The sequence below is a fragment of the Bradyrhizobium sp. MI1.4 genome, from assembly GCF_055811315.1.
This window is the reverse complement of record NZ_JBVVPP010000001.1, coordinates 400,379-422,238: the sequence shown is the minus strand read 5'-3', so window position 1 is coordinate 422,238 and position 21,860 is coordinate 400,379. Positions and strand designations below refer to the sequence as shown.

Genomic DNA, 21,860 nt, shown 5'->3' with positions numbered 1-21,860 from the left:
GCCATGAAGCAATTGCGCATCGGCGACATCACCATCGACGCGGTGATCGAGCGGGAGGGGCCGTGGCGGCGGCCGCAGGATTTTTTCCCGGCCTATGACGAGGGCGTGTTCAAGCACCATCTGCCGACGATGGAGCCGGAGGTGTTCGACGCCGCGCGCGGCATGATGGTGATCACCTATCAGACCTTCGTGGTGCGCACGCCGCGCTACACCATCCTGGTCGACACCTGCACCGGCGAGGACAAGGGCCATCCGCCGCCGTTCGATTTCCCCGGCAAGGCGCGCTGGCGCAACGAGCTGTTCGCGCTCGGCATCGGCTTCGAGCAGATCGACTACGTGTTCTGCACGCATCTTCATATCGACCACACCGGCTGGAATACGAGCTTGCGCGACGGTCGTTGGGTGCCGACGTTCCCGAATGCGAAATACGTCTTCCACAAGGGTGAATATGCGGCCTGGGAGGCCGAGCACGCCAAGGGCAGCAACCCGCCTGGTACCGTGTTTCGCGACAATTGCCTGCCGATCGTCGAGGCAGGCCAAGCGCTGCTGGTCGATGACGATTACGCGCTCGACGACACCGTCACGCTGACGCCGACGCCGGGGCATTCGCCCTGCCATTGCTGCGTGAACATCTTCTCGAAGGGGCGCCGCGCGGTGGTCGCCGGCGATCTCATGCATCACCAGATCCAGTGCCGCGAGCCGGACTGGTCGGCCAAGCCGGATTGGGATGCGAAGCAGTCGGCGGTGTCGCGGCGAAAGTTCTTTGCTTCCGTCGCCGACACCGACACGCTGATCCTGCCTGTCCATTTTCCGGCGCCGACGGTCGGGCTGATCAAGCCGTTCGGCGCCGCCTTTGACTACCGTTTCAAGCGGGAGTAGGGACCGGACGGTCTAGTAGGTGAAGAACATCCGCTGGATTTCCTTGGTGTCGGTCGTCTTGGTCAGCGCCAGCATCAGCAGAATACGCGCCTTTTGAGGATTAAGCGTATCCGAGACGACGAAGTCGTGCTCGTCGTCCTTGGCCTCGCCGTTGCGTGCGACGATGCCGTTGCCGACACGGCTGCTGCGCACGATCACGACGCCCTTCTTGCGGGCCTCGTCGAGCGCCGGTTCGACCGCGGGCCGGGCAAGGCTGCCGTCACCGACGCCGGCATGCACGATCCCCTTGGCTCCGGCGGCGACAAACGCGTCGATCGCGACCCGGTTCATGTTGGCGTAGCCGTAGACGATGTCGACTTGCGGCAGGACATCGAGGCTAGAGACGTCGAATTCCGAATCTGCCGTGTGCCGCCGCGTCGATTGACGATAGAAGTACGGCTTGTTGCCCTGCATGTAGCCGAGAAAGCCGAGTTCCGGCGTGCGGAAGGTGTCGGCCGTCGAGGTGTTGTTCTTGGTGACATCGCGAGCCGCGTTGATCTGATCGTTGAGAGCAACGAGCACGCCCTTGCCGACAGCCTCGTCGCTGCCCGCGAGGATCACCGCGTTGAAGAGGTTGATCGGCCCATCCGCGCTGATCGCCGTCGACGGCCGCATCGCGCCGACGACGACGACAGGTTTCTTGCTCTTGACGACGAGGTCCAGGAAATAGCTGGTTTCCTCGATCGTATCGGTCCCGTGCGTGATCACGATGCCATCGACGTCGTCCTGCGCGAGCAGCGTGTTGACGCGCTTGGCAAGCTTGAGCCAGTAGTCATTGTTCATGTTCTCGCTGGCGATCTGGAAAACCTGCTCGCCCTTGACGTTGGCGACCGTTTTCAGTTCGGGGACGGCATTCAGGAGCGTCTCAATGCCCACCGTGGCGGCGGTGTAGCCGACGACGGTGGTGCTGCTCGCCCCGCTGCCGGCGATCGTGCCGCCGGTTGCAAGCACCATGACGTTGGGCAGTCCCGGGCCCCGCGCGTTCGCGACGTCAAAACTGATGAGCAACGCGAAGAGCACGCTCATTATCGCCATCGTGTAATCACGCACTCGAAACTGCAACATCTCGACCACCCTTTGCTGGAAGATTCGTTGGTACGCCCCGGTTCGCTCAGCGCTGCATGTTCCGCTAGCCGAGGCACTCTGTCTAGGGTGGCGACGATTTTGCTCTGCGCGCTCAGCGCGTGCGAGAAGAGGCAAACGGTCTTTGCCTCTGTTATTCAGAGAGAAAAACGTGGATGCCCGGGACAAGCCCGGGCATGACGAGTTTGTGGAACCGTTGCTCGCTAAATGAGCACCAGAGTCGCAGTGGTCAGGCGCCGACTTCGCACTTCTTCATAAAGCTGTTCTTGGCGGCGCCCGCGAGCGGCTTGCCCTCGGCGCTGACGGCCTTGGGCGCGCAGGCGTCGGCCTTGCACTTCTTCATGAACGAGGTCTTGGCCGCACCAGCCAGGGCCTTGCCGTCCTTGCCGACGGCCTTGCTTTCGCAGGTGTCCTCCGCGAAGGCCGAACCCGCCGCAAACGTGGCAACGATCGCAGCCAGGAAAATCCGCTTCATCATGATTGTCTCCCTAAACCAGAAATGGCGCGCGGATTGGAGCCGGGAATCGTGGCGCAATCAAGCTGGATGAGCGCCCGCCGTCCGGTCTTCCTGGCGATTTTTCGACCGCGGGTGCGACGGGACCGACGGCCTGCTGCACTGCTCGCTGACCGGGACGGGCGATCCTGCTAGCTTCGGGCGAGTTTAGCCGAAGGGAGCATCGTGATGGAGACCCTGACTGCGAACATGCCGGATGCCGCTTCTGACCGGCATTCTCACCTGGTTCGGCCGCAAGACATGGAATGGCAGAAGACGCGCTTTCCCGGCTGCGAGGCCAAGACGCTGCTGTTCGATCGCAGCAGCGGTCTGATGACCGCGTTGATGCGCTTTGCGCCGGGATCGGTGCTGCCCGATCACGAGCATGTCGGCGTCGAGCAGAGTTATGTCATCGAGGGCGCTCTCGTCGACGGCGAGGGGCCGGCCAAGGGGATTGCCTGCAAGGCCGGCGAATTCATCTGGCGCGAGGCGGGCAGCCGGCATGCTGCCTGGTGCCCGGAGGGCGCCCTGATCCTGGCGATCTTCCAGGTGCCGAACAAGTTCTTCGAAGCCGACGGCCGTGTCGTCGATGCCGCCGGTCAGGATTGGGACCAAACATGGGGGCACACCGACGCGCAACGGGCGGGGAGATAGGCGGCTCTTCGCAGCTCAACTGCCATCATCGATGCTTCTGACGAGCATGGTGACCTGAACGGCGATCAGCCGCCGCATCTCCTTGCCGTTCCTGGCGGTTTCGCGCAATCCCCGCATGCCGAACACCAGGCATCGCGCCAGCACCTCCGGCTCGTCCGCGATCCCAGCGGCCTTCACCTGATCGCGGATGAGGTCGGCGACCAAAGACTGGAAGTTGTCGTAGACCTTCCGGACTGCCGGGAAACGCAGGTCGAACAGATCTGCCGAATCGGGATGCGCCTCGATCAGGTCGAAGCCATGCGATCCCCAGGATTTACAGGCGTGGAGCAGCCTGGCGTGAAGGCCGTCGAGGCGCGCGATTGCGGCCCTGATCTCCCGATGCTTCTGCTCGTCCATTCGCTGGATCACCGCCGCGAACACGGCATCCTTGTCGGGGAAGAGCAAATAGAGCGCCGGCCGCGACATTCCCGCCTTGGCGGCGATGTCACCCATCGTCGTGCGGGCATGGCCGTAGCGGGAGAAGACCTCCGTCGCAGCCGCGACGGCACGCTCCTCTTTCGAAATGCTAGAACGAGCCATGAGCCTCACGGGCGTCGGAACGGAACGTCGGCCATATTGACAAAATATCAATAATTGTCAATTTGCGGGAAGCGGCATGAAGCCATGAGAGGATCTGCGAGATGAACGATGAAGCGCGACTGAAGACCTGGAACATCTATCAGGCGGCGTGGGGACCCATCGATGAGGACGAGCGGCGTCGGCTGCTCGAGCAAAGCGTGGCCGCGGACTGCGTGTATACCGATCCGGGCTCGCAGATTGAGGGACGTGACGCCTTGATGGCGCGCATCGGTCAAACCCAGCTTAAGTTTCCTGGCGCGCATTTCAGGAATGACAGCTTCCTCGAGCACCATGATCAGGGGCTGTTTCGCTGGACGATGTACGACGGCGCCGGTCGCGTGTTCGTCACGGGCGAGAGTTTCGGCCGCTTCGGCGACGATGGCCGCCTCGTTCAGGCGACCGGCTTCTTCGACGTGCCCGCTGCGAAGGTCTGAACGCCGGCCGGCGCGGCGGTCGATCCTGCTGCTCCGGACATCGCCCTCAGGTGCCGCGCGCGAGAAGCGCCTTGAAGTCCGCGCGTGCGCGCTGTGCTTCGGCTCGCGCCACCTCGGAGGCGTCGCCGAGGCCGAAATAGCCGTGGATCAGGCCGGCGCCCTCGTGATGCTTCACCCGCACGCCGGCGGCTTCCAGCGCCCGTGCATAGGCTGCGCCCTCGTCGCGCAGAGGATCGAACCAGGCCGTGGTGACGATCGCGGGCGCGACGCCGCCAAGCGAAGTCGCGCGCAGCGGCGAGACACGCCAGTCGGTGGCATGCGAGGGATCGGCGAGATAATGGCCGCAAAACCACTCCATCACAGCACGCGAGAGGAAGTAGCCTTCGGCATTCTCGGCGCGCGAGGGGAAGCGTGCGTTCTCGCGCGCGTCCGCATAACTGCCGAGGACGTCGGTCACGGGGTAGACCAAGAGTTGCGCGGCGAGCTTGATGCCGGCGTCGCGGCAGGCGATTGCGGTGGTGGCGGCGAGATTGCCGCCGGCGCTGTCGCCGGCAACACCGAGGCGTTGTGCATCGCCGCCAAATTCCGCGACGCGGCCAAACACGTCGCTCACCGCGGCAAAGGCGTCCTCGAACGCGCCGGGAAAGCGCGTTTCGGGCGGGCGGCGATAGTCGACGGAGACGACGACGGCGCCGGTCTCGATCGCAAGGTTGCGGGCCTGCCGGTCGTGGGTCTCGAGGTCGCCTGCGACCCAGCCGCCACCATGGAAGAACACCACGGTCGGCGCCGGCGTGGTGCCGACGCGGTAGACACGTGCATCGAGCGGACCGGCGCCGCCTTTCACCTTGATATCCGCGACGATGTCGACCGGTGGCGGCGGTATCGCCGCGCGCGAGGCAGCCAGTGCGCGCAAGGAATCGCGGGCGCTCTGTGGCGTCATCGTGGTGGCATCGCGCATCGGCAGCAGCGGAATGATCTGGGCGATGACGGGATCGAGCGGTACGGCCATGTTGGCTTTCATGGAATCCTCACACGGTTCTTGGTCTTGCTTGCGGGTTAGCATAGATATGGCGCGCCGCGTCGGCAACCGCTCTCAGGTGGCCATGCCGGAGATGAACGGGCAGGGAGGTCTTGAGGTGGAATTCGAAACGCTGGTCCAGTCGCGCCGCAGCGTGCGCGGCTTCAGGAACGAGCCGGTGCCGCGCGCGGTGATCGAGGCGATCATCGACACCGCCAAGCGTGCGCCGTCGTCGATGAACACCCAGCCCTGGCATGTCCACGTGCTCACAGGCAGTCCGCTGGAACAGCTGCGCCGACGCAACATGGAGGAGATGGTTGCCGGCGCCAAGGTCAAGCGCGACATCGTCAGCCACGGCGAATACCAGGGGGTGCACCGGACGCGGCAAGTCGACGTCGCCAAGAAACTGTTCGGCGCGATGGGAATCGCGCGCGACGACAAGCCGATGCGTCAGGACTGGGTGCTGCGCGGCTTCCGCCAGTTCGACGCGCCGGTCTCGCTGGTCTTGACCTATGACCGCGTGCTCGATCCCGGCGCGGTCTGCCATTTCGACCTGGGCGCGCTCTGCTACGGCATCGTGCTCGCGGCCTGGGACCGCGGGCTCGGTTCGGTGATCAACGGGCAGGGAATCATGCGCTCCGACATCGTGCGCGAGGTCGCGAACATTCCGGAGGAAGAGGTGATCATGACCTGCGTCGCGATGGGCTATCCCGACGACAACTTTGCCGCGAACGCGGTGCGCTCCGATCGCGAGGGCAACGACGATTTCGTGCGCTACGTCGGATTCGCCGAGTAGCGCAGGCAGAGGAGATTATTCTCTCGCGAATTTTTTTGGTGCGGACCGCTTGGCGGCCTCTTGCAATCTCGATCGCGCGGGAGGAACAATGTGGGGACTGAAAGGTTTGATGCTGGCGCGAGGGAATTGACATGCGGCGGCTCGCTAGCCTGGTTCGACGGTTCTTCGGCCCGCGAGTGCGGCGTCCGATTGATGATGATCCAAGTCTTCCTTTCACACCCGAAGAGTTCGGTCGGCTGATCCGCAGCGGCCGGCACGAGGACATGAAGCTGCTGGCCGAAGGGCTCGCCTGCCGGACCGTTCCGCGCCGCACCAGACATCGCGCCGCGCACTAGACTGGGGTCGAGACGGGTTGCTGCGCTTACCTCGTGAGAGCGACCTGCCTGAACGCGGTCAGCAGCGCCTTCTCCAACTTTCCGCTCATCCCGCATAGGATGTCATAGGCTTCGCTGCGTGGCAGCGTCGGCTTGTAGTGCCGATACTCGATCAGGGCCGCGAAGATGTCCGAGATCGTGAGAATCCGCACGATGTCGCCAATACTCTCGGCCCCGAGTGCATCCGGATAGCCGCTGCCGTCAAGAAATTCGTGATGATGCCGCACGGCATCGAGGATCTCCGGTGAGATATTGTCGTGGTCTTTCAGGAAATCGTAACCCGCAATCGGGTGAGTCTCGATCATGGCACGTTCGGCCGGATCGAGACGGCCGGGCTTGTCGAGGATGGCAAGCGGGATCCGGGCCTTGCCGAGGTCGTGGAACATGGCCGCCGAATACAGCCGCTCGAGATCGGCGCGGCCCACACCGAGACTCAGTCCGAAGTCGATCGCAACGCCGGTCACGAGCAGGCAGTGCTGGTAGGTTCCCTCGTGGTGGCGCCGCACAGTGGTGAGCCACTCGGACAAGCCATGCTGGGTGATGCGATCAGCGATCTTGCGGCCGGCTTCCTTCGTGCCGTCGACATCGATGGGCTCGCCGAGCGCGACGGCAGTGAACATCGACGCGATCGCCGTCGCCGCGGCCTCGACGGCATTGTCCTGCTGCGGCGCCTGACCTGAGGAAGCAGACGCCTCTTCGGCGGAATCAGCCAGCGCTGCCAGCAGCTTGATCTTGTCGATCGTCCCGGGAAGGACGAGCGTGGCCCCGAGCGCGTAGGCCTGCGAGATACTCATGTGAGAGGGGTGCTCGACCAGGAAGATGCGCTTCGTTGCCTTTGCGAACTTTATGGCTCGTTTCTTGATGGCCGCGATGGTGTGGACGTCACGCAATTCCGCACGGATGACGATCGCGAACGGCATCTGGGACAGCTTGGCTTCTGCGTCGAGCCGTTCGCCTGCGACGGCAAACCGTTGCTCGAGAATCGAACAGACGCTCGACAATTTTTCCGAGGAGTCAGCCAGCACATGCACGAATGGGCGTGCCGCTTCCTTCTCTCGGATGCCGCCGTCGCCTTTGACGGGGCGGGATATAGTTCGCGCGTTCTGCAAGGTTGACCTGAATCATGCTGGAGTTGGATCGGGCTGATGAATCCTTGGGCCTATTTGCTCTGAGCGGCAGCCTGCACAGCGGCTGCCGGTTTCTTCTTGCCGTCTGCGGTGACGAAGTGCACGCCGGCCGTGGTGCCGTCGATCCAGACCAGTTCGCAGCGCCGGTAGGCGAGCCCCGTCGAGGACAGCAGCAGGAAGAATTCCTTGGCCTGGAGCACGTCGAGCGTGCCCTCGACCTCGATCTTTGCACCGCTTTGCGATATGTCGAGCAAAACGCAACTGCGCCGCCAAGTGCCGTCCGAGCCCATTAGATTGACAGGCTGCTTGTGATCCATTTTTACGCGCATCGCTTTGCGACCGTCGAACTTCATCGGCTAACCCCCATCTTCGGGCTGCGATTTCCCGGGTCGCCTGTGCTGGCGTTTGCTACTATTTGCCCCCATCGCACTGTCCATTGGCTGGTGGACAGAAGCAGCGTCTCGAAGATCCGTTGCGCGCGCTCGCGCTCGGAATAGGAGAGCCTTTTTCCGCTGCGGTTGCTCAGGATGGTAAGGGTGGTCTGCCAGTTTAGCCGCGACGCCCGACACGCCATGACCAGCCCCTCGCAATCGTCATCGCTCGCGACATGCTCGATAATTTCGAGCGGCGCCCCTGAAAGCACCGACAGCGCCGTGAATAAATTGGCCGTCTCGCCGCGGATCGCAAAGCGGTTCACCGTGGAATCGTTGAGCTTGCCGATGCGGTTGAGGGCGACGATCTCGGGCCTCGCGCCCGCGTAGTCGGCCCGGCAAGGCCGCTTTGGCGGAGCCGGCTCCGCTTCCGGCACCGGCGCTGCGGCGGACGGGGCGGGTGCCTTCCGGGCTGGTGGGGCGGAGAGCAGCTTGCGCACGACCAGATCGGGCGTGCCGGGCCGGAGCACCAGCGCCTTCGCGATCTCGCCGTCCTGGTCGGCCTTGGCAATTAGCGCTGCATAGGCTGCGTCGGAGAATTTCGTTCCCTGGTTCTTGATCAGGTCAAGGCAGATCGGGCCGCCGTGCTTGATCAGCGCCTCAGTCACCGTCGGCGCGATGTCGCTGCGCGCGGCGATCGCGCGTCGATGCCACTCGCCACGGGAGTCAATGACAGCCTCGAGATCGGCTGCGGAAAGTGCACGCGACTTGAGCAACACAGGACATGCCACGTCCGGACTATCGTGCGAGGCGAGACGCCACAATGTTTCGGGAGGCGCGATGTCAAGTTCCGCGAGCGCCGTGCTGAGCTGAACCAGTGCGCTGGCCTCGACCCGTTCCGTCAATCGCAGCAGAACACCGTCGACCACGTTGACGAGCAATTCCCGGCACTGGCCGCGGCTGCCAGTGAGCAACTGCACCATGCCGGCGAGAATGCGTGCGCAACGGTGCGGTGGGTAGGTTGCGACCACCTCTTCCAATTCAGCAAGAATATCAGCAGGCGAATTTGCCATCATGGCAGGGGCCTGACCTAAAATTAATTTGGACTATCGAACTGCACCTATTCCGCCCGACAGACGTTAATTTGAAGTTTGGATTTTGCTCGTCTAGGTATATCTGCACCGCTGGCCACACGGAAAACGCTATCGAAAATTGGCGAGATTTGATGCGCCGCCTTGTCCTTGGACTTCGACGCTCGCCAACTGGTCGGCATAGTTCGAAGTGATTCTTTCAGACTTAAGGCACACGGAGCGCAGAAGCGGGCCGGCATCGTCGCCGGACGCGTGTGTTGCGACGCGAAGTTCATATTGCCATGAATAGAAGTGATGATCCGCCGACGCTGGCGCCAAAGGTATTTCGCTTCCGACGTCGATGAATTTCGAAACGCCATACGAGGGCTCGACTTCGAGTTCACGCCTTTTGTACGGAGGATTTCGGCCGAGCAGAGTATTCTGTCGCTACCCGGCTGCGACCTGAATTTGACGCGGGCATTTCCGCGGGTCGTCGACGCACAGCTCGTCGAGAATTGTACCGCGATCGGATTCACGATGGACGATTTGGACGTGACCGTTCGATTCAACGGCGCGCGGCGTATACGACCCGTTATCGTCATCGGCAGCGGCGGCGCGGCTTACACCATCATCGAGGAGGTGCAGCGGCAAATCGCCTCGGTGGTGTTCAGGCCGGAGGTGACGGATCGCGGCTGGCCACAAGCAACCCTCTGCTTCAACATCTTCGAAACGACCGCTGCGGGCTTGAGCCGGCTTCGCGGTGTGGTCCGGGAAGTCTTGGAAGCCGCGTCGGAGCCCGTCGCCTCGCCCGACTTGCCGCTGAAGGCGGCCGGCATGAAGGAGACCCTGCTCGGCGCTGTGGACGCAATTTTCGAAAGTATCGTTCCCGCGCGATGGACCCTGCGCCCCAATGACGAGCGCAACTTCAAAGTCTTTCAGGACATCCGCGCGCTGCTTTCCGACGACCTCTCGCTGCCCATCTACAGCGACGAGATCGCGCGCAAACTCGGCTTGTCCGTTCGCACCATGCACGACGTCGCCCGCCGCTATCGTGGAATGAGCCTGCACCGCTACTTGCGCCTGCGGCGGCTGTGGCTGGTGCGTCAGCGGCTGCTCGCGGGTGCCGATAGTGTCAAGGCCGTCGCGCTGGCGTTCGGCTTCTGGCATCTCGGCGACTTCTCCAGAAGCTATCGCGACCAGTTCGGCGAGACACCGTCGCAAACGCTTGAATCCGGACGGCGAACTTAGCGCGTCAAAACGTTGAGGGCCGGCCTGATGATCCGTGCTAGACTGCTGCCCATGAGCAATCGCATTCTCGTCCTCTACGGTTCCTACCGTTCCGACCGCATGGGCATACGCCTGGCGAATTTCGTCATCGATCGCCTGCGCGCCCGCGGCGACGACGTCGTGTTTATCGACGCCAAGGCGATCGGCCTGCCGATGCTCGATCGCATGTACAAGGAATACCCCAAGGGCTCCGCACCCGAGGCGCTGGAGAAGCTCGCCGGAGAGATCCGCGGCGCCGATGGTTTCGTCTTCGTCACTGGCGAATACAATTGGGGCATCCAGCCGGGCCTGAAGAATCTTACCGACCACTTCCTCGAGGAGTGGTTCTGGCGCCCAGCCGCGATCGTGAGCTACTCGGCCGGCCGCCTGTCCGGCGCGCGTGCCTCGACCGCCTGGCATGGCACGTTGTCGGAGATGGGCATGGTGGTGGTGTCGAGCACCATCGGCGTCGGCCCGATCGCACAGACGCTGTCGGAAGCGGGTGAACCGATCGGCGAGGGCGGCAAAGCGCTGGAACGCTCGTTCCCGCGCTTCGCCGACGATCTCGCATGGTGGATCGAGGCGGCCAAGGCGCAGCGGGCGCGCAAGGCGCCGCCGTACTAAGTCCTTACGCCGACCTGACCTCACCGAGGAAGCGGTCGAACTGTCCGGCGAGATCGCGTGACTGGGACGAGAGCTGCTCGGCTGCGCCCAGCACCTCCCGCGCGGCCGTACCGGTGTCGTCGGCGGCGCGCTGCACGCCTGAAATGTTGGTGTTGACCTCCTGGGTGCCGCGCGCGGCTTCCTGGACGCTGCGGGCGATCTCCTTGGTCGCCGAGCCCTGTTCCTCGATCGCGGCCGCGATCGCGGTGCCGATCTGGTCGATCTCGCCGATGACGTCGGCGACGTTGCGGATCGCGGTGACGGTCTCGTCGCTCGCGGCCTGGATCGCCGAAATCTGCTCGGAGATTTCGGTGGTGGCCTTGGCGGTCTGGCCCGCCAGCGATTTCACCTCGGCAGCAACTACCGCGAAGCCGCGGCCGGCGTCGCCGGCGCGGGCGGCCTCGATGGTCGCGTTCAACGCCAGCAAATTGGTCTGCTCGGCGATGCTCTGGATCAGCGTGACGACGTCGCCGATCTTCTGCGCGCCCTCGGCCAGCGCACGGGCGGTGTCGCCGGTGCGGCGGGCGTTGTCGACGGCGCGGGCCGCGATCTCGGTGGACTGGGCCACTTGACGGGCGATCTCCGAAATCGAAGAGGTCAGCTCCTCGGTGGCGCTCGCGACCGTCTGCACGTTGCTCGATGTCTGCTGTGAGGCGGCGGCGACGACGGCGGCCTGGCTGTTGGTCTGGGCAGCCGTCGAGGTCATCGACTGCGCCGTGCTTTCCATGGTGGCTGAAGCGCGGGACAAGCCGCCGACGAGCTCGGTGACCTTGGCTTCGAACGCGCGGGTGATCCCGTCGAGCGCCTGTGCGCGGCGCATCTTGCCGTCGTTCTCGGCCTGCTTCTCCGCCGCGAGGCTGTCGGCCCGGATCATGTTGTCCTTGAACACCCGGACGGCTGCGGCCATCGCGCCGATTTCATCGGAACGTTCGGCGCCGGGAATCTCTTCCGCGACCTCGCCGTCGGCGAGCCGCGACATCCGCGTGGTCAGGTTGACGATCGGGGCGCAGACGCGGCGGCGGACCGTGACGATGAGGCCGGCGCTGGCGATCAGCACGGCGAGGAGGCCCGCGAGTGCGATGGTGAAGCTGGTGTGGGCCGCAGTGGAGGCACCGGCGAGAATCTGCTCGGCGTTGTCGTAGAAGGCGTCGCGGACCTCGATAATGGTGCTGAGGCCGCGCTGCGTGGCGGTGTAATAGGTGTCCATGTCGTGTTCGTACTTGCCGGTGACCGCACCCTCCTTCACCAGCTTGAGCTCGCGGCCGAACTCTTCGATGTAGATCGCGTTGAATTTTTCCAGCGCGGCGGCGACGTTCGCCGGCGTTGCGGGATTGCCGCGCAACTCCAGCAGCGACATCACGATCTGATCGTTGCGGCCCTGCGAGCGGCTGATCTCGGCCTTCTCGGCATCGGTCGCCGGTTTCTTGCCGCCGACGAGATTCTTGTGCAGGCTGGAGTTGAAGCCGCCCACGTCGCGCAATGTCATCGCGATGTTGGCGTAGCTGGCCTGCCGGTAGGCATCGCCGTTGAGGATCGCCATGCGGCGAACCTGCTCGTTGAGCAGCGCGGTCACGCCGGCGTTGAGCACGGCGTTGTCGGCGACGATCTTCTTGGCGGCATCCTTGCGCGCCTCCGGCGGGCCTGCCATCGCCTTGTCGATGGCTTCGCGCAGCGCCGTGAACTTCGAATTGATGGCGTCGATGTTGCCGCCGGTGGTGTTGCCGTCATCGAACGGGCCGGGCAGGTCCTTGCGCAGCGCGTTCATCCTGTCGCGGGCGGCATCGGTCTGCTTGCGCAGCTTGTCCTGCTCGGCAAGCAGCGCCGGGTCGACCGCGGGAGGGCCGTAGAGGATGTTGGTGGAAAAGCCGCGCTCGGGATTGAGGTAGCGCGGGATGTCGCTGACGGCGCGGACGATCGCCAGCCGCCCCTGCGCTTCGGTGATCCGTTCCATCGTCTGGTATTTCGTCACGGCGACGTAGACGGCGAGGCCGCCGCCCACTGTCGAGAGCGAGACGATGGCGGTGGTCAGGAGCGTACCGATTTTCATGATTCTGTCCGGCAACTGGCGCGGGAAATTATTTGCACGGACAATAGGCAGGCGATGTTAATCCCGGGTTTACGCTGGTGGCTGCGGTCACTTGGGCTGTCGGTCAAGGGCCGCGAGGATATCGAGCGTTGCCTGATCGCGCTTGTCCGAAAAATACCGGGCGAGCGCCTCGTCGAAAACGGGCTCATCGGACACCGCGTCGAACAGCGTCATCGACGAGCGGAATTTGGCATCATCGGGCGCGCCGAGGATGGCGTTGATGGTCCGGCCCTCGACGGCGAGCACGAGCCGCGTGCATTCGATCAGGCGCGGACCGAGGATGGGGTGGGCGAGATAGGCCTGGGCCTCGGCGCGGGAGGTGATGGCGTAGCGCTGGGACATGGCGCTGAAGCCGAGACCGGCGACCTGCGGGAAGACGAACCACATCCAGTGGCTCTGCTTTCGGCCCCGGGTCAGCTCCCCCTGGACGTCGCCATAGACCGGGTCCTGGGCCCGGACAAAGCGCTCTAGATCGAACGGATCGGTCATAAGATACCTTGGGATACCCTGGAATGGCTTGCCGGGGCCCTTGCCGGCCGCGATTATGCCTAACTTTTGGCTCCCAATGTGGTAGCTGGTAGAGAATCTCCGGGTGGGGGTGGGTCCCCTCGGGGGTCGATTTTGGGGATCTGATGGTTTCCGACCGGGCACGAGCCGAGGGGCTATTGTCGCGCCGCCGTATTGGGCGAGCCGAGACGATATTGCTGTCTCTGGCCGCCGTCGCGCTGGCACTGGGCGCTGCCGCCTGGGTCGCGGATATCGGCGGTTCGGCCTCGCTGGTCACCGCCGCACTGCCGCCGGCCAATGCGCCTTCGTTCGATGATCGATTCGCTTCGGCTTCCAGCAGTCCGCCCGCCCGCGAGCTCGGCCTGCGAACGCTGGAGCGCTCCGCGGTCAATGCAGTCCAGCTCAAATTGCGCGATGCCAAGGCGATGCTCGCCCAGAAGCTCCAGGGCGACGACTGGCGCTCGACCCTGACCGATGACGACCGGCATATGTCCGAGGAGACGAGACAATCGCAGCGTGCTGACGCCATCCCGATGCCGCGCTCGCGCCCGCCCCAGGCGGACATCTCCGCCCAGATTGCCTCGAGCCAGGCTTATGCCGAGACCAACCCCCGGGTCGACAACCGCAATTTCTTCGAAAAATTCACCGACAAGATCAGGCTGGCCTCGCTGACGCCCGACAGCGGCCTGTTCGGCAAGGCGCCGGATCTCGCCGCGCTTGGCTACGATTCGCGCACCGCGGTCTACGACATCTCGGCCAAGGCGCTTTACCTGCCGAGCGGCATCGCGCTGGAAGCGCATTCCGGCATGGGCGCGCTGATGGACGACCCGGAGCACGTCGACCAGCGCATGGTTGGCGCGACCCCGCCTGCGACCTACGACCTGAAGCCGCGCGAAAAACTGTTTCACGGCGTCCGCGCACTGCGCTTGACGCCCGCCGAGGGCACCAGCGCGCTCGGCCGCGTCGGCCTGCTCACCCACAATTACATGCTCGGGCCTCGTGGCGACTCCAACGGCTGCGTTTCGATCAAGGACTATGATCGATTCATGAAAGCCTACGACAACGGTGAGTTCAACCGTCTGGTCGTGGTGCCGAGGCTGACCCCATCGGCGACCGCCTCGCAGCGCGCGAGCACCGAGTCCTGATATCTGCTCCGGATATTGGCCTGCTACGGCGGGGCTGCCGTTTTCCTTTCGTTAAGCCGTCATCGTCCAGAAGCAGCCCATGAGTGATCCGCAAAGTTCCGAGACCCCGCTGCGCACGACGTTCAAGATCAAGCTGAACGGCGACACGCTGGCGATCGCGACCGTCGGCCAGGCCTATCAATTCCTCACCAATTTCAAATCGGTCGAGTGGATGGAATTCCGCTCGCTGCATGAAGACGCGGTCGCGGCGCTCGAAGGTGCCGCCGAGAACGCCATGCTCGTGGTGCAGGCGACCAACGCCGTGCGCGCGCTGTTTGTGAGCGCCAAGCTGCTCTGAGAGCGACACGGGAAATTTGGGAAGATTCCCGGATTGCGCTGCGCTCCATCCGGGCTACCGCTCACTAGTTGAACTCCGCTATAGCAACAGGCCATGGTCTGCGAAGATCGCGCTCAAGCCGATACGTTGAAACATAGTTCAGGGAGAGACCATCATGAAACGCCGTACATTCCTCAAGGGCGGCGCGGTTGCCGGCGCGACGACGCTGGTTGCCGCACCTGCGATCGCGCAAAGCGCGCCCGAGATCAAATGGCGCCTGACCTCGAGCTTCCCGAAGTCGCTGGACACTATCTACGGCACCGCTCAGACTTTTGCGAAATATGTTGCCGAGGCCACCGACAACAAATTCCAGATCCAGACCTTCGCGGCCGGCGAGCTCGTTCCCGGCCTGCAGGCGCTCGATGCGGTCAGCACCGCTTCTGTCGACATGGCGCAGACCCCGCTCTATTTCTACATCGGCAAGGAGCCGGCGCTGGCCTATGCCACCGGCGCGCCGTTCGGCATGAACCATCGCCATCAGGAATCCTGGTGGCATTTCGGCGGCGGCGCCGACCTCACCAACGAGGCGCTGAAGCCGTTCAAGGCGCACGCCATCCTCTGCGGCAATTCCGGCACCCAGATGGGCGGCTGGTTCCGCAAGGAGATCAAGACCGTCGACGATCTCAAGGGCCTGAAATTCCGCATCGCCGGCATGGGTGGTCATGTGCTGGCGCGGCTCGGCGTGGTCCCGCAGCAGATCGCGGGCGGCGACATCTATCCGGCGCTGGAGAAGGGCACGATCGACGCAGTCGAATTCGTCGGCCCCTATGACGACGAGAAGCTCGGCTTCCAGAAGGTCGCCAAATATTACTACTTCCCCGGCTGGTGGGAAGGCGGCGCCATGCTGCACATGATCGTCAACGACGAGAAGTGGGCGTCGCTGCCGAAGCAGTACCAGGCGATCGTCAACCAGGCCGCGTCGGCCGCGGGCGCCTGGATGCTCGAGAAATACGACAGCGTGAATCCGGCGGCGCTGAAGCGGCTGATCGCCAATGGCGCGGAGCTGAAGGCGTTTCCGCAGCCGGTGCTGGAGGCCTGCTACACCGCGACCCAGGACCATCTGAACGAGCTCGCCATCAAGAGCGACCTGTTCAAGCGCACCAAGGAAAGCCACGACGCCTATATGAAGGAGCTGCTGTTCTACACGCAGATCGCGGAGAATTTTTACGACAATTATCTGCTCGGCAAGATGCGCAACAAGGCTTGATCGCGCAAACTCCCGTAGGGTGGGCAAAGGCGCACTTGCGCCGTGCCCACCACTGCTTGCTTGACTCGCCATGGTGGGCACGCTTCCGCCTTCGCTCGTCGAGCTACGGCGGACAAGTCGCTTTGCCCACCCTATGGCATCTATCGTGCGCTGAATTAAGCCGCCCCCAGCCCCAGCTTCTCATAGATCCGGCGCGCATAGGCGCCGAACGCGTCCGTCGTCTTCAGCGGCAGAGCCCGTGGGAAGGGCAGGTCGATGGGGAAATAATCGGCCATCTTCGCAGGTCCCGCCGTCAGCACGGCGCAGTGCGAGGACAGGAACACGGCCTCCTGGATTGAGTGCGTGATGAAGATGATGGTCTTGCCGCTCTCGCGCCAGATCCGCAGCATCTCTAGATTCATCTGCTCGCGCGTCAGCGCGTCCAGCGCGCCGAACGGCTCGTCCATCAGGATCAGTTTCGGGTCGTGAATGAAGGCGCGCGCGATGGCGGTGCGCTGCTGCATGCCGCCGGACAACTCTCGCGGATATTTCTGCTCGTAGCCGGCAAGACCCACCAGATTGAGCAGATCGCGCGCCCGCTCGCGCGCGGCCTTCATCGGAAGACCGACGATCTCTGCCGGCAGCAGCACGTTGTCCAGGATGGTCCGCCATTTCAGCAGCAACGCCTGCTGGAACACCATGCCAATGTCGCGGGTCGGATCGAACGGGCTTTTGGCGTTGCCGATCTTCACCGTGCCGCCGTCGGCGTCGTGCAAGCCGGCCAAAATCTTCATCACGGTGGTCTTGCCGCAGCCGGACGGGCCGACCAGCGAGACCAGCTCACCCTCCTGCACGTCCATGGTGACGTCGGACACCGCCAGGAATTCGGCGCCGCCGCTGCGATAGACCTTGCGGACGCCGTGCAGGCTGATAAAGGGGCTTGAGCTCATGCCAGCCATTTATCCAAGTTTGCGGCCACGAACGCGTCGTCGCTGAGGTCGGAATGCTCGCGGTACACGCGCTCGATCTCGTCCTTCTGGCCGGGGCTCAGGCCCTCGTTCGGATCGAGGCACCACAGGCCCTGCATCAGGCCCTGCCGTCGCAGCACCTCATGGCAGCCGGCGATGCAGCCGTGAAAATCGTTGGCGACGTCGAAGAATGCGCTGTTGCAATCGGTGACGCGGGCATCGAGCGCGAGCAAATCGGCCGGCACGCTGTCCTTGTGCCGTGCCGCTTTGCAGCGCTCGAACTGTTTGATCGCGCTCGCCGTCCACACCGACCAGTGGCCGAGCAGGCCGCCTTTGAAATAAGTGCGCGTGGTGACGCCGTTGTCGCGGAGGTCGAACGGCAGCATCAGGTCGAGCAGGATGTGGTCGTCATTGCCGGTATAGAGCGCAACGCGGTCGAGCGCGCCGGCTGCCGCGACGCCGCGCAAAACATCAAGGGTCCGGTAGCGGTTGAACGGCGCGATCTTGATCGCGATGACATTGTCGATCGAGGCAAAGCGCTGCCAGAACCGGCTCGACAGGACCACGCCGCCGACCGTCGGCTGAAGATAGAAGCCGACCAGCGGAATTTCGGCTGCGACCGCTGCGCAATGCGCGATGATCTCGTCCTCCGACGCCCTCTTCATCGCAGCGAGACTGAGGAGCCCTGCGTGATAGCCGATGTCGCGCGCGGTGCGGGCTTCAGCGGTGGCCTGCCTAGTCGGACCGGCGAGGCCCGCGACCAGCGCCAGCGGACGCTTGGTCCAGTTCGCCGCCGTCTCGGCGGCGAGCTCCAGCACGGGACGATAGAGGCCGACGTCACGGATCGCGAACTGCGTGGTGTGCACGCCGACCGCAAGGCCGCCGGAGCCGGCTTCGATGTAATAGCGCGTCAGCGCGCGCTGATGCTTTTTGTCGAGCTGGCGTTCGGCGGTGAGCGCGAGGGGATGCGCCGGCAGCACGGTGCCGTCGGCGATCAGCTTGCGGATCTCGCTGTTGATCTGGCTGTGGTGCATGATGTCCTATCCGAATTCAGGGCCGGCGACGGCGAATGGCATGTCTTCACCCGCGGTCTTAGCGGGGCCGAACCGCATGCGCTGGAACGGGCGCTCGATGATCCAGCCGGATGCGGTCAATCCTTCAGGGAACGCGGCTTGCGACGCGACGGCATCGAGCAGCAGCGGTCCGGTCTCCGATCGCGCGATGGCATCGACCAGGGTCAGCGCGGCTGCCGCGTCGTCGGCAAGCAGCGGGCCGATATGGCGGGCGGTACGTCCGTCGCGAACCAGCGCGATGGCGCCGTTCGCGGAGACGATGCGCGAGCCGGAACGCTGCGCGAAGTTGGAGAGCAGGGCGGTTCGATCGAGGCCCGTGGCGCGCCGGTCGCGCGCGCGGAGCGCGTCGAGTGTCGCGGACGAAGGTGCCTGCCCGGACGCGGATGCCGATTTCACCAGCTTGAGCCGGCGCAATTGCAGGGTCGGCGTGAACCCGAGCGGCCCATAGACGGCAGCACCGTCCGGGGTTGCGTCGAGCCAGCTCGTCAGGCCGCGTTCGCGCGCCATCGCCAGGCAGGCGTCGACGAGCCGCGTGGCGAGACCGCGTCGGCGATGGCTTGCCGTCACCAGCACCATGCTGATCCAGGCGTTGTCGCCGGGGTAGGGCAGGAGTGCTGCGGTCGCGACCAGTTGCGCGCCATCACGGATGCCGAACGCGACGCCGTCGCTTAGGAAAAACCGCCAGTCGTCTTCATTCTGGTTCCAGTGCGCCTCTGTCGAGAGCGCGAGGCCCGCCGCAGCATCCTCGACGCCAAGCCGGATGATGCGCGGATCGTCAGTAGCGTCCATCGCGCACCTCGTATTTGGTGGGCTTGCCGAGGCTCGGCATGGCGCGCGACACCCAATCCGCCGTCCAGGCGATCAGCTGCTCGGTGTCGACGATCGGCAGGCCGAAAAGCTCGACTGCCTTGGACGTGTCGGTCAGCCACGCGGTCGGCTCTTCGTTTCCTGTCAGCACCGGCATACGGCCGAACCTGGCGCCGAATCTTGCTGCGAGGTCGCGCACCGCCAAAATCTCGTGGCCGCTGACATTGATCGGCGAGGTCGGCGCTGTGCAATGCGCGAGGCAGCGCAGCGCCTGCGATGAGGCATCGCCCTGCCAGATGAAATTGACATGACCGATGCTGAGGTCGATCGGCGTGCCCGTGAGCACTTTCAAGGCGATGTCGTGCAGCACGCCATAGCGCATGTCGATCGCGTAGTTGAGGCGGAATAGCCGCCCGGGCGTTCCGAACTTGCGCGAAAAATACTCGAACATGCGCTCGCGGCCCACGCAGGACTGGGCGTACTCGCCGGGCGGGTTCGGCGCCATGTCCTCGCCCGATCCTTTGCCGTCGACGGGGACGAACGGATAGATGCAGCCGGTCGAGAACGCCACGATCCGCGACGAGGGGAAGGCCTGCGCGATCAGTGCCGGCACGTGCGCATTCATCGCCCAGGTCAGCGAGAGATCGCCCTCAGCGCCGAATTTGCGGCCGGCCATGAAGACAATGTTGGGCGCCTTCGGCAGCGCCTGGATCGCGGTCTCGTCCATTAGGTCGCAATTGATAGTCTCGACGCCACGCGCGTGCAGCCAGTCCTTGACGCCGGCGTCGCTGAAGCGGGCGACGCCGATGACACGGCGATCGGGCGCTGCGGCCTTGGCAAGCCCCGCCAGCGTCGGCCCCATCTTGCCGGCGACGCCGAGGATCATGATGTCGCCGTCGACCGGGGCGAGGTCGTCGATCAATGCCTGGGTCGGCCGGCACAGGAGATCGTCGAGCGCAGCGATATCAGGGATGGTCTTCGGCAGGTTCTGGCGGGTGAGGAGCATGGTTTTGGTCCTTGATCTTCAAGTTTGTCTTGCGTCGCCGACGACGAAGATGCGTTCGAGGACGAGCACGAAGCCGTAAAGCGCGACGCCGAGCAGGGTGAGCAGCACGACCGCCATCACCATCGCGGGCGTGTCGAGCGACGACTGCACCTGGATCATGAGGTAGCCGAGCCCGCGCTCGGAGGCGATGAACTCGCCGACTATGGCGCCGGCGACCGCGAGGATGGCGCCGACCTTCATTCCGGAGAAGATGTAAGGCAGCGATCCCGGCAGCTGGATCTTGCGGAACAGCGTCCAGCGCGAGCCGCGCAGCGATTTGACGAGGTCGAGCAGATCCGGCTCGACCTCGCGCAAGCCCCGCGCGGTGGTGAGCAGGATCGGGAAGAAGCAGATGCTGAAGGCGATCAGGATGTTCGGCACGATGCCGTAGGAGAACCAGACGATGAGGAGCGGACCAAGCGCGACCTTCGGGATCATGTTCAGCGTCACGAACAGCGGCAGCAGCACGAGGCTGATCAGCGGCGCCCAGCTGAAGATGACGGCCAGCGTCACGCCGACGAAGGCGCCGAGCGCAAAGCCGCCGAGGATCTCGATCGCCGTCACCAGCGTGTTGGCGCCCCAGGCGTAGCTCGCGGTTCCCAGCGTCTGGATTGTCGCGAGCGGCGAGGGCAGGATGAACTTCGGGACGTGGAAGGCATCGACCAGCACCTGCCAGAGCACCAGCACGGCGAAGTGCACGATTAGGACGATCGCAAAGCTGCGCGTATTGCGGGCGCCGTCTCCTGTCACCGGTTACCCCCTGCTGTCAGCGGCCACCTTGCCGCTGGTCGCAAGCCTAGCCGTCCCGGAGGGAAGTTTCAACCAGTTGGTTGATTATGGCCGGAGCGAATGCAGCACGAGATCGGCGACGTGCCGGCGGCGGGCGCGGCGCGCGGCCCGGCTCGACAGGTCCTTGCCGAAGATCGCCGACAGCGTCGGCGTGTTGGAGAGATAGAAATAGCTGAGGCCCGCGATGGAGATATAGAGCTGGATCGGGTCGATCCCCTTGCGGAACATGCCGGCGCGGACGCCTTCGTGAAGGATGTGGGACACGCTCTTCACCAGCGGCGAATGCATCGCCTCCAGCCGCGTCGAGCCGCGGACGTGGCGGGCACCGCCGCGGTTCTCGTCGTTCAGAAGCACGATGAAATCGGGGTTCGTCGCGAGGTAATCGAACGAGGCCTCGATCAGTTTCCGGATCGCCTTTCCCGGCGGCAGGCCTTCGAGATTGAGCTGACGTTCCTGCTCGCGGATATCGGCGTAAACCCATTCGAGCACGGCGAGATAGAGCGCGTCCTTGTCGCCGAAATAGTGGTAGACGAGCTGCTTGTTGACACCGGCGCGCTCTGCGATCTCGTCGACGCGGGCGCCGGCAAAGCCGTGCCGGGCGAACTCCTCGCGCGCCGCGGTGAGCAGCTTCTTGCGTGTGGCGACCGGGTCGCGCCGCTGCGGCACGGTGTCGCCTGATCGTTTTGCGGGCATTTCCAACCAAACAGTTGACAAGTTGAGGGCGGCCTTGTTGCATTGGTATCCTCACGGGGGGAGAGCGACAAGCCGGTCGCGGGCAACGAGGAGAGATGCGATGAAGCGTTTGCAGGCGGCGGGCTCGGCCCTGGCGGTGGCCCTGATGCTCGGATCACCAGTCGTGGGGGGGGGGGGGGGGGGGGGGGGGGGGGGGGGGGGGGGGGGGGGGGGGGGGGCGGGGGAGGGGGGGGGGGGGGGGGGGGGGGGGGGGGGGGAGCGGGGGGGGGGGGGGGGGGGGGGGGGGGGGGGGGGGGGGGG

At 64.5% G+C, this 21,860-nt stretch carries 26 protein-coding genes; 10 read left to right on the top strand and 16 right to left on the bottom strand.

The annotated features are described in order from the left end of the window. Nucleotides 1-3 precede the first annotated feature (3 nt). A complete protein-coding gene (locus AC0L23_RS02140; protein WP_085353004.1) occupies nucleotides 4-879 on the top strand; it encodes an MBL fold metallo-hydrolase in 876 nt (291 codons plus the stop codon). A gap of 12 nt (nucleotides 880-891) precedes the next feature. On the opposite strand, the gene AC0L23_RS02135 is transcribed toward AC0L23_RS02140, so the two are convergent. Beyond that, the gene (locus tag AC0L23_RS02135; RefSeq protein ID WP_283807068.1) at nucleotides 892-2,169 is read right to left on the bottom strand and encodes a type II asparaginase; all 1,278 of its coding nucleotides are present in this window, start codon (nucleotides 2,167-2,169) and stop codon (nucleotides 892-894) included. 61 nt (nucleotides 2,170-2,230) lie between these two features. Further along, nucleotides 2,231-2,479, bottom strand: coding sequence for a hypothetical protein (locus AC0L23_RS02130; RefSeq protein WP_035962662.1), 249 nt, complete (start codon nucleotides 2,477-2,479; stop codon nucleotides 2,231-2,233). A 204-nt stretch (nucleotides 2,480-2,683) separates the two neighbouring features. Between AC0L23_RS02130 and AC0L23_RS02125 the strand changes: the two genes are divergently transcribed. Beyond that, nucleotides 2,684-3,148, top strand: coding sequence for a cupin domain-containing protein (locus tag AC0L23_RS02125; RefSeq protein WP_085353007.1), 465 nt, complete (start codon nucleotides 2,684-2,686; stop codon nucleotides 3,146-3,148). A 15-nt stretch (nucleotides 3,149-3,163) separates the two neighbouring features. Here AC0L23_RS02125 and AC0L23_RS02120 read toward each other — a convergent pair whose 3' ends face one another. Next, a complete protein-coding gene (locus AC0L23_RS02120; protein WP_085353008.1) occupies nucleotides 3,164-3,727 on the bottom strand; it encodes a TetR/AcrR family transcriptional regulator in 564 nt (187 codons plus the stop codon). Between the two features lie 101 nt (nucleotides 3,728-3,828). On the opposite strand from AC0L23_RS02120, the gene AC0L23_RS02115 reads away from it, so the two are divergent. Next, complete coding sequence (locus tag AC0L23_RS02115) at nucleotides 3,829-4,200, top strand: nuclear transport factor 2 family protein (RefSeq protein ID WP_085353010.1); 372 nt, start codon at nucleotides 3,829-3,831, stop codon at nucleotides 4,198-4,200. 46 nt (nucleotides 4,201-4,246) lie between these two features. On the opposite strand, the gene AC0L23_RS02110 is transcribed toward AC0L23_RS02115, so the two are convergent. Continuing rightward, entirely contained in the window at nucleotides 4,247-5,209 is a 963-nt protein-coding gene (locus tag AC0L23_RS02110; protein WP_162496293.1) for an alpha/beta hydrolase, read from the bottom strand. Between the two features lie 127 nt (nucleotides 5,210-5,336). Here AC0L23_RS02110 and AC0L23_RS02105 point away from each other — a divergent pair, with 127 nt between their 5' ends. Together AC0L23_RS02105 and AC0L23_RS02100 are read left to right on the top strand one after the other, a co-directional pair. Next, the gene (locus AC0L23_RS02105) at nucleotides 5,337-6,014 is read left to right on the top strand and encodes a nitroreductase (RefSeq protein ID WP_085384034.1); all 678 of its coding nucleotides are present in this window, start codon (nucleotides 5,337-5,339) and stop codon (nucleotides 6,012-6,014) included. A 131-nt stretch (nucleotides 6,015-6,145) separates the two neighbouring features. After that, complete coding sequence (locus AC0L23_RS02100) at nucleotides 6,146-6,349, top strand: hypothetical protein (protein WP_018456356.1); 204 nt, start codon at nucleotides 6,146-6,148, stop codon at nucleotides 6,347-6,349. Nucleotides 6,350-6,375: 26 nt separating this feature from the next. Here AC0L23_RS02100 and AC0L23_RS02095 read toward each other — a convergent pair whose 3' ends face one another. From AC0L23_RS02095 to AC0L23_RS02085, 3 genes are read right to left on the bottom strand one after another with little or no spacing between them, the layout of a single operon-like run. Beyond that, nucleotides 6,376-7,497 (bottom strand): HD-GYP domain-containing protein, encoded by a 1,122-nt coding sequence (locus tag AC0L23_RS02095; protein WP_085353014.1) that lies wholly within the window; start codon nucleotides 7,495-7,497, stop codon nucleotides 6,376-6,378. 50 nt (nucleotides 7,498-7,547) lie between these two features. Continuing rightward, complete coding sequence (locus AC0L23_RS02090) at nucleotides 7,548-7,868, bottom strand: PilZ domain-containing protein (RefSeq protein ID WP_085353016.1); 321 nt, start codon at nucleotides 7,866-7,868, stop codon at nucleotides 7,548-7,550. After that, nucleotides 7,865-8,962, bottom strand: coding sequence for a DUF2336 domain-containing protein (locus tag AC0L23_RS02085; protein ID WP_085353018.1), 1,098 nt, complete (start codon nucleotides 8,960-8,962; stop codon nucleotides 7,865-7,867). The genes AC0L23_RS02090 and AC0L23_RS02085 overlap by 4 nt, the downstream gene beginning before the upstream one ends. A 309-nt stretch (nucleotides 8,963-9,271) precedes the next feature. On the opposite strand from AC0L23_RS02085, the gene AC0L23_RS02080 reads away from it, so the two are divergent. Beyond that, a complete protein-coding gene (locus AC0L23_RS02080) occupies nucleotides 9,272-10,204 on the top strand; it encodes an AraC family transcriptional regulator (RefSeq protein WP_244559928.1) in 933 nt (310 codons plus the stop codon). A gap of 51 nt (nucleotides 10,205-10,255) precedes the next feature. Continuing rightward, nucleotides 10,256-10,846: an NADPH-dependent FMN reductase gene (locus tag AC0L23_RS02075; protein WP_085353019.1), complete on the top strand. Its 591-nt coding sequence runs from the start codon at nucleotides 10,256-10,258 to the stop codon at nucleotides 10,844-10,846. Between the two features lie 4 nt (nucleotides 10,847-10,850). On the opposite strand, the gene AC0L23_RS02070 is transcribed toward AC0L23_RS02075, so the two are convergent. Further along, nucleotides 10,851-12,932 (bottom strand): methyl-accepting chemotaxis protein, encoded by a 2,082-nt coding sequence (locus AC0L23_RS02070; protein WP_085353021.1) that lies wholly within the window; start codon nucleotides 12,930-12,932, stop codon nucleotides 10,851-10,853. Nucleotides 12,933-13,019: 87 nt separating this feature from the next. Continuing rightward, on the bottom strand, nucleotides 13,020-13,460 hold the full coding sequence (locus AC0L23_RS02065; RefSeq protein WP_018454555.1) for a DUF1810 domain-containing protein: 441 nt from the start codon (nucleotides 13,458-13,460) through the stop codon (nucleotides 13,020-13,022). Nucleotides 13,461-13,672: 212 nt separating this feature from the next. Here AC0L23_RS02065 and AC0L23_RS02060 point away from each other — a divergent pair, with 212 nt between their 5' ends. The 3 genes from AC0L23_RS02060 to AC0L23_RS02050 all read left to right on the top strand — a co-directional run bounded on the left by AC0L23_RS02060 (nucleotide 13,673) and on the right by AC0L23_RS02050 (nucleotide 16,206). Next, nucleotides 13,673-14,623 (top strand): DUF2778 domain-containing protein, encoded by a 951-nt coding sequence (locus tag AC0L23_RS02060; protein ID WP_085354381.1) that lies wholly within the window; start codon nucleotides 13,673-13,675, stop codon nucleotides 14,621-14,623. Between the two features lie 79 nt (nucleotides 14,624-14,702). Then, nucleotides 14,703-14,960: a hypothetical protein gene (locus AC0L23_RS02055; protein WP_007609546.1), complete on the top strand. Its 258-nt coding sequence runs from the start codon at nucleotides 14,703-14,705 to the stop codon at nucleotides 14,958-14,960. A 154-nt stretch (nucleotides 14,961-15,114) separates the two neighbouring features. Then, entirely contained in the window at nucleotides 15,115-16,206 is a 1,092-nt protein-coding gene (locus tag AC0L23_RS02050) for a TRAP transporter substrate-binding protein (RefSeq protein WP_018454553.1), read from the top strand. Nucleotides 16,207-16,361: 155 nt separating this feature from the next. Here AC0L23_RS02050 and AC0L23_RS02045 read toward each other — a convergent pair whose 3' ends face one another. From AC0L23_RS02045 to AC0L23_RS02015, 7 genes are all read right to left on the bottom strand, one after another. Next, nucleotides 16,362-17,144 (bottom strand): ABC transporter ATP-binding protein, encoded by a 783-nt coding sequence (locus tag AC0L23_RS02045; RefSeq protein ID WP_018454552.1) that lies wholly within the window; start codon nucleotides 17,142-17,144, stop codon nucleotides 16,362-16,364. Next, nucleotides 17,132-18,187, bottom strand: coding sequence for a dihydrodipicolinate synthase family protein (locus tag AC0L23_RS02040; RefSeq protein ID WP_085353567.1), 1,056 nt, complete (start codon nucleotides 18,185-18,187; stop codon nucleotides 17,132-17,134). Before AC0L23_RS02040 ends, AC0L23_RS02045 begins: the two co-directional genes overlap by 13 nt. Nucleotides 18,188-18,193: 6 nt before the next feature. Beyond that, nucleotides 18,194-19,015 (bottom strand): GNAT family N-acetyltransferase, encoded by an 822-nt coding sequence (locus AC0L23_RS02035; RefSeq protein WP_085353566.1) that lies wholly within the window; start codon nucleotides 19,013-19,015, stop codon nucleotides 18,194-18,196. Then, entirely contained in the window at nucleotides 19,002-20,039 is a 1,038-nt protein-coding gene (locus tag AC0L23_RS02030; RefSeq protein WP_085353565.1) for an NAD-dependent epimerase/dehydratase family protein, read from the bottom strand. The genes AC0L23_RS02035 and AC0L23_RS02030 overlap by 14 nt, the downstream gene beginning before the upstream one ends. An 18-nt stretch (nucleotides 20,040-20,057) precedes the next feature. After that, nucleotides 20,058-20,828 (bottom strand): ABC transporter permease, encoded by a 771-nt coding sequence (locus AC0L23_RS02025; RefSeq protein ID WP_026232760.1) that lies wholly within the window; start codon nucleotides 20,826-20,828, stop codon nucleotides 20,058-20,060. Between the two features lie 84 nt (nucleotides 20,829-20,912). Beyond that, a complete protein-coding gene (locus AC0L23_RS02020) occupies nucleotides 20,913-21,560 on the bottom strand; it encodes a TetR/AcrR family transcriptional regulator (protein WP_018454547.1) in 648 nt (215 codons plus the stop codon). Nucleotides 21,561-21,611: 51 nt separating this feature from the next. Further along, a partial coding sequence (locus AC0L23_RS02015) for a hypothetical protein (RefSeq protein WP_473356761.1) occupies nucleotides 21,612-21,860 on the bottom strand: 249 nt, incomplete at its 5' end.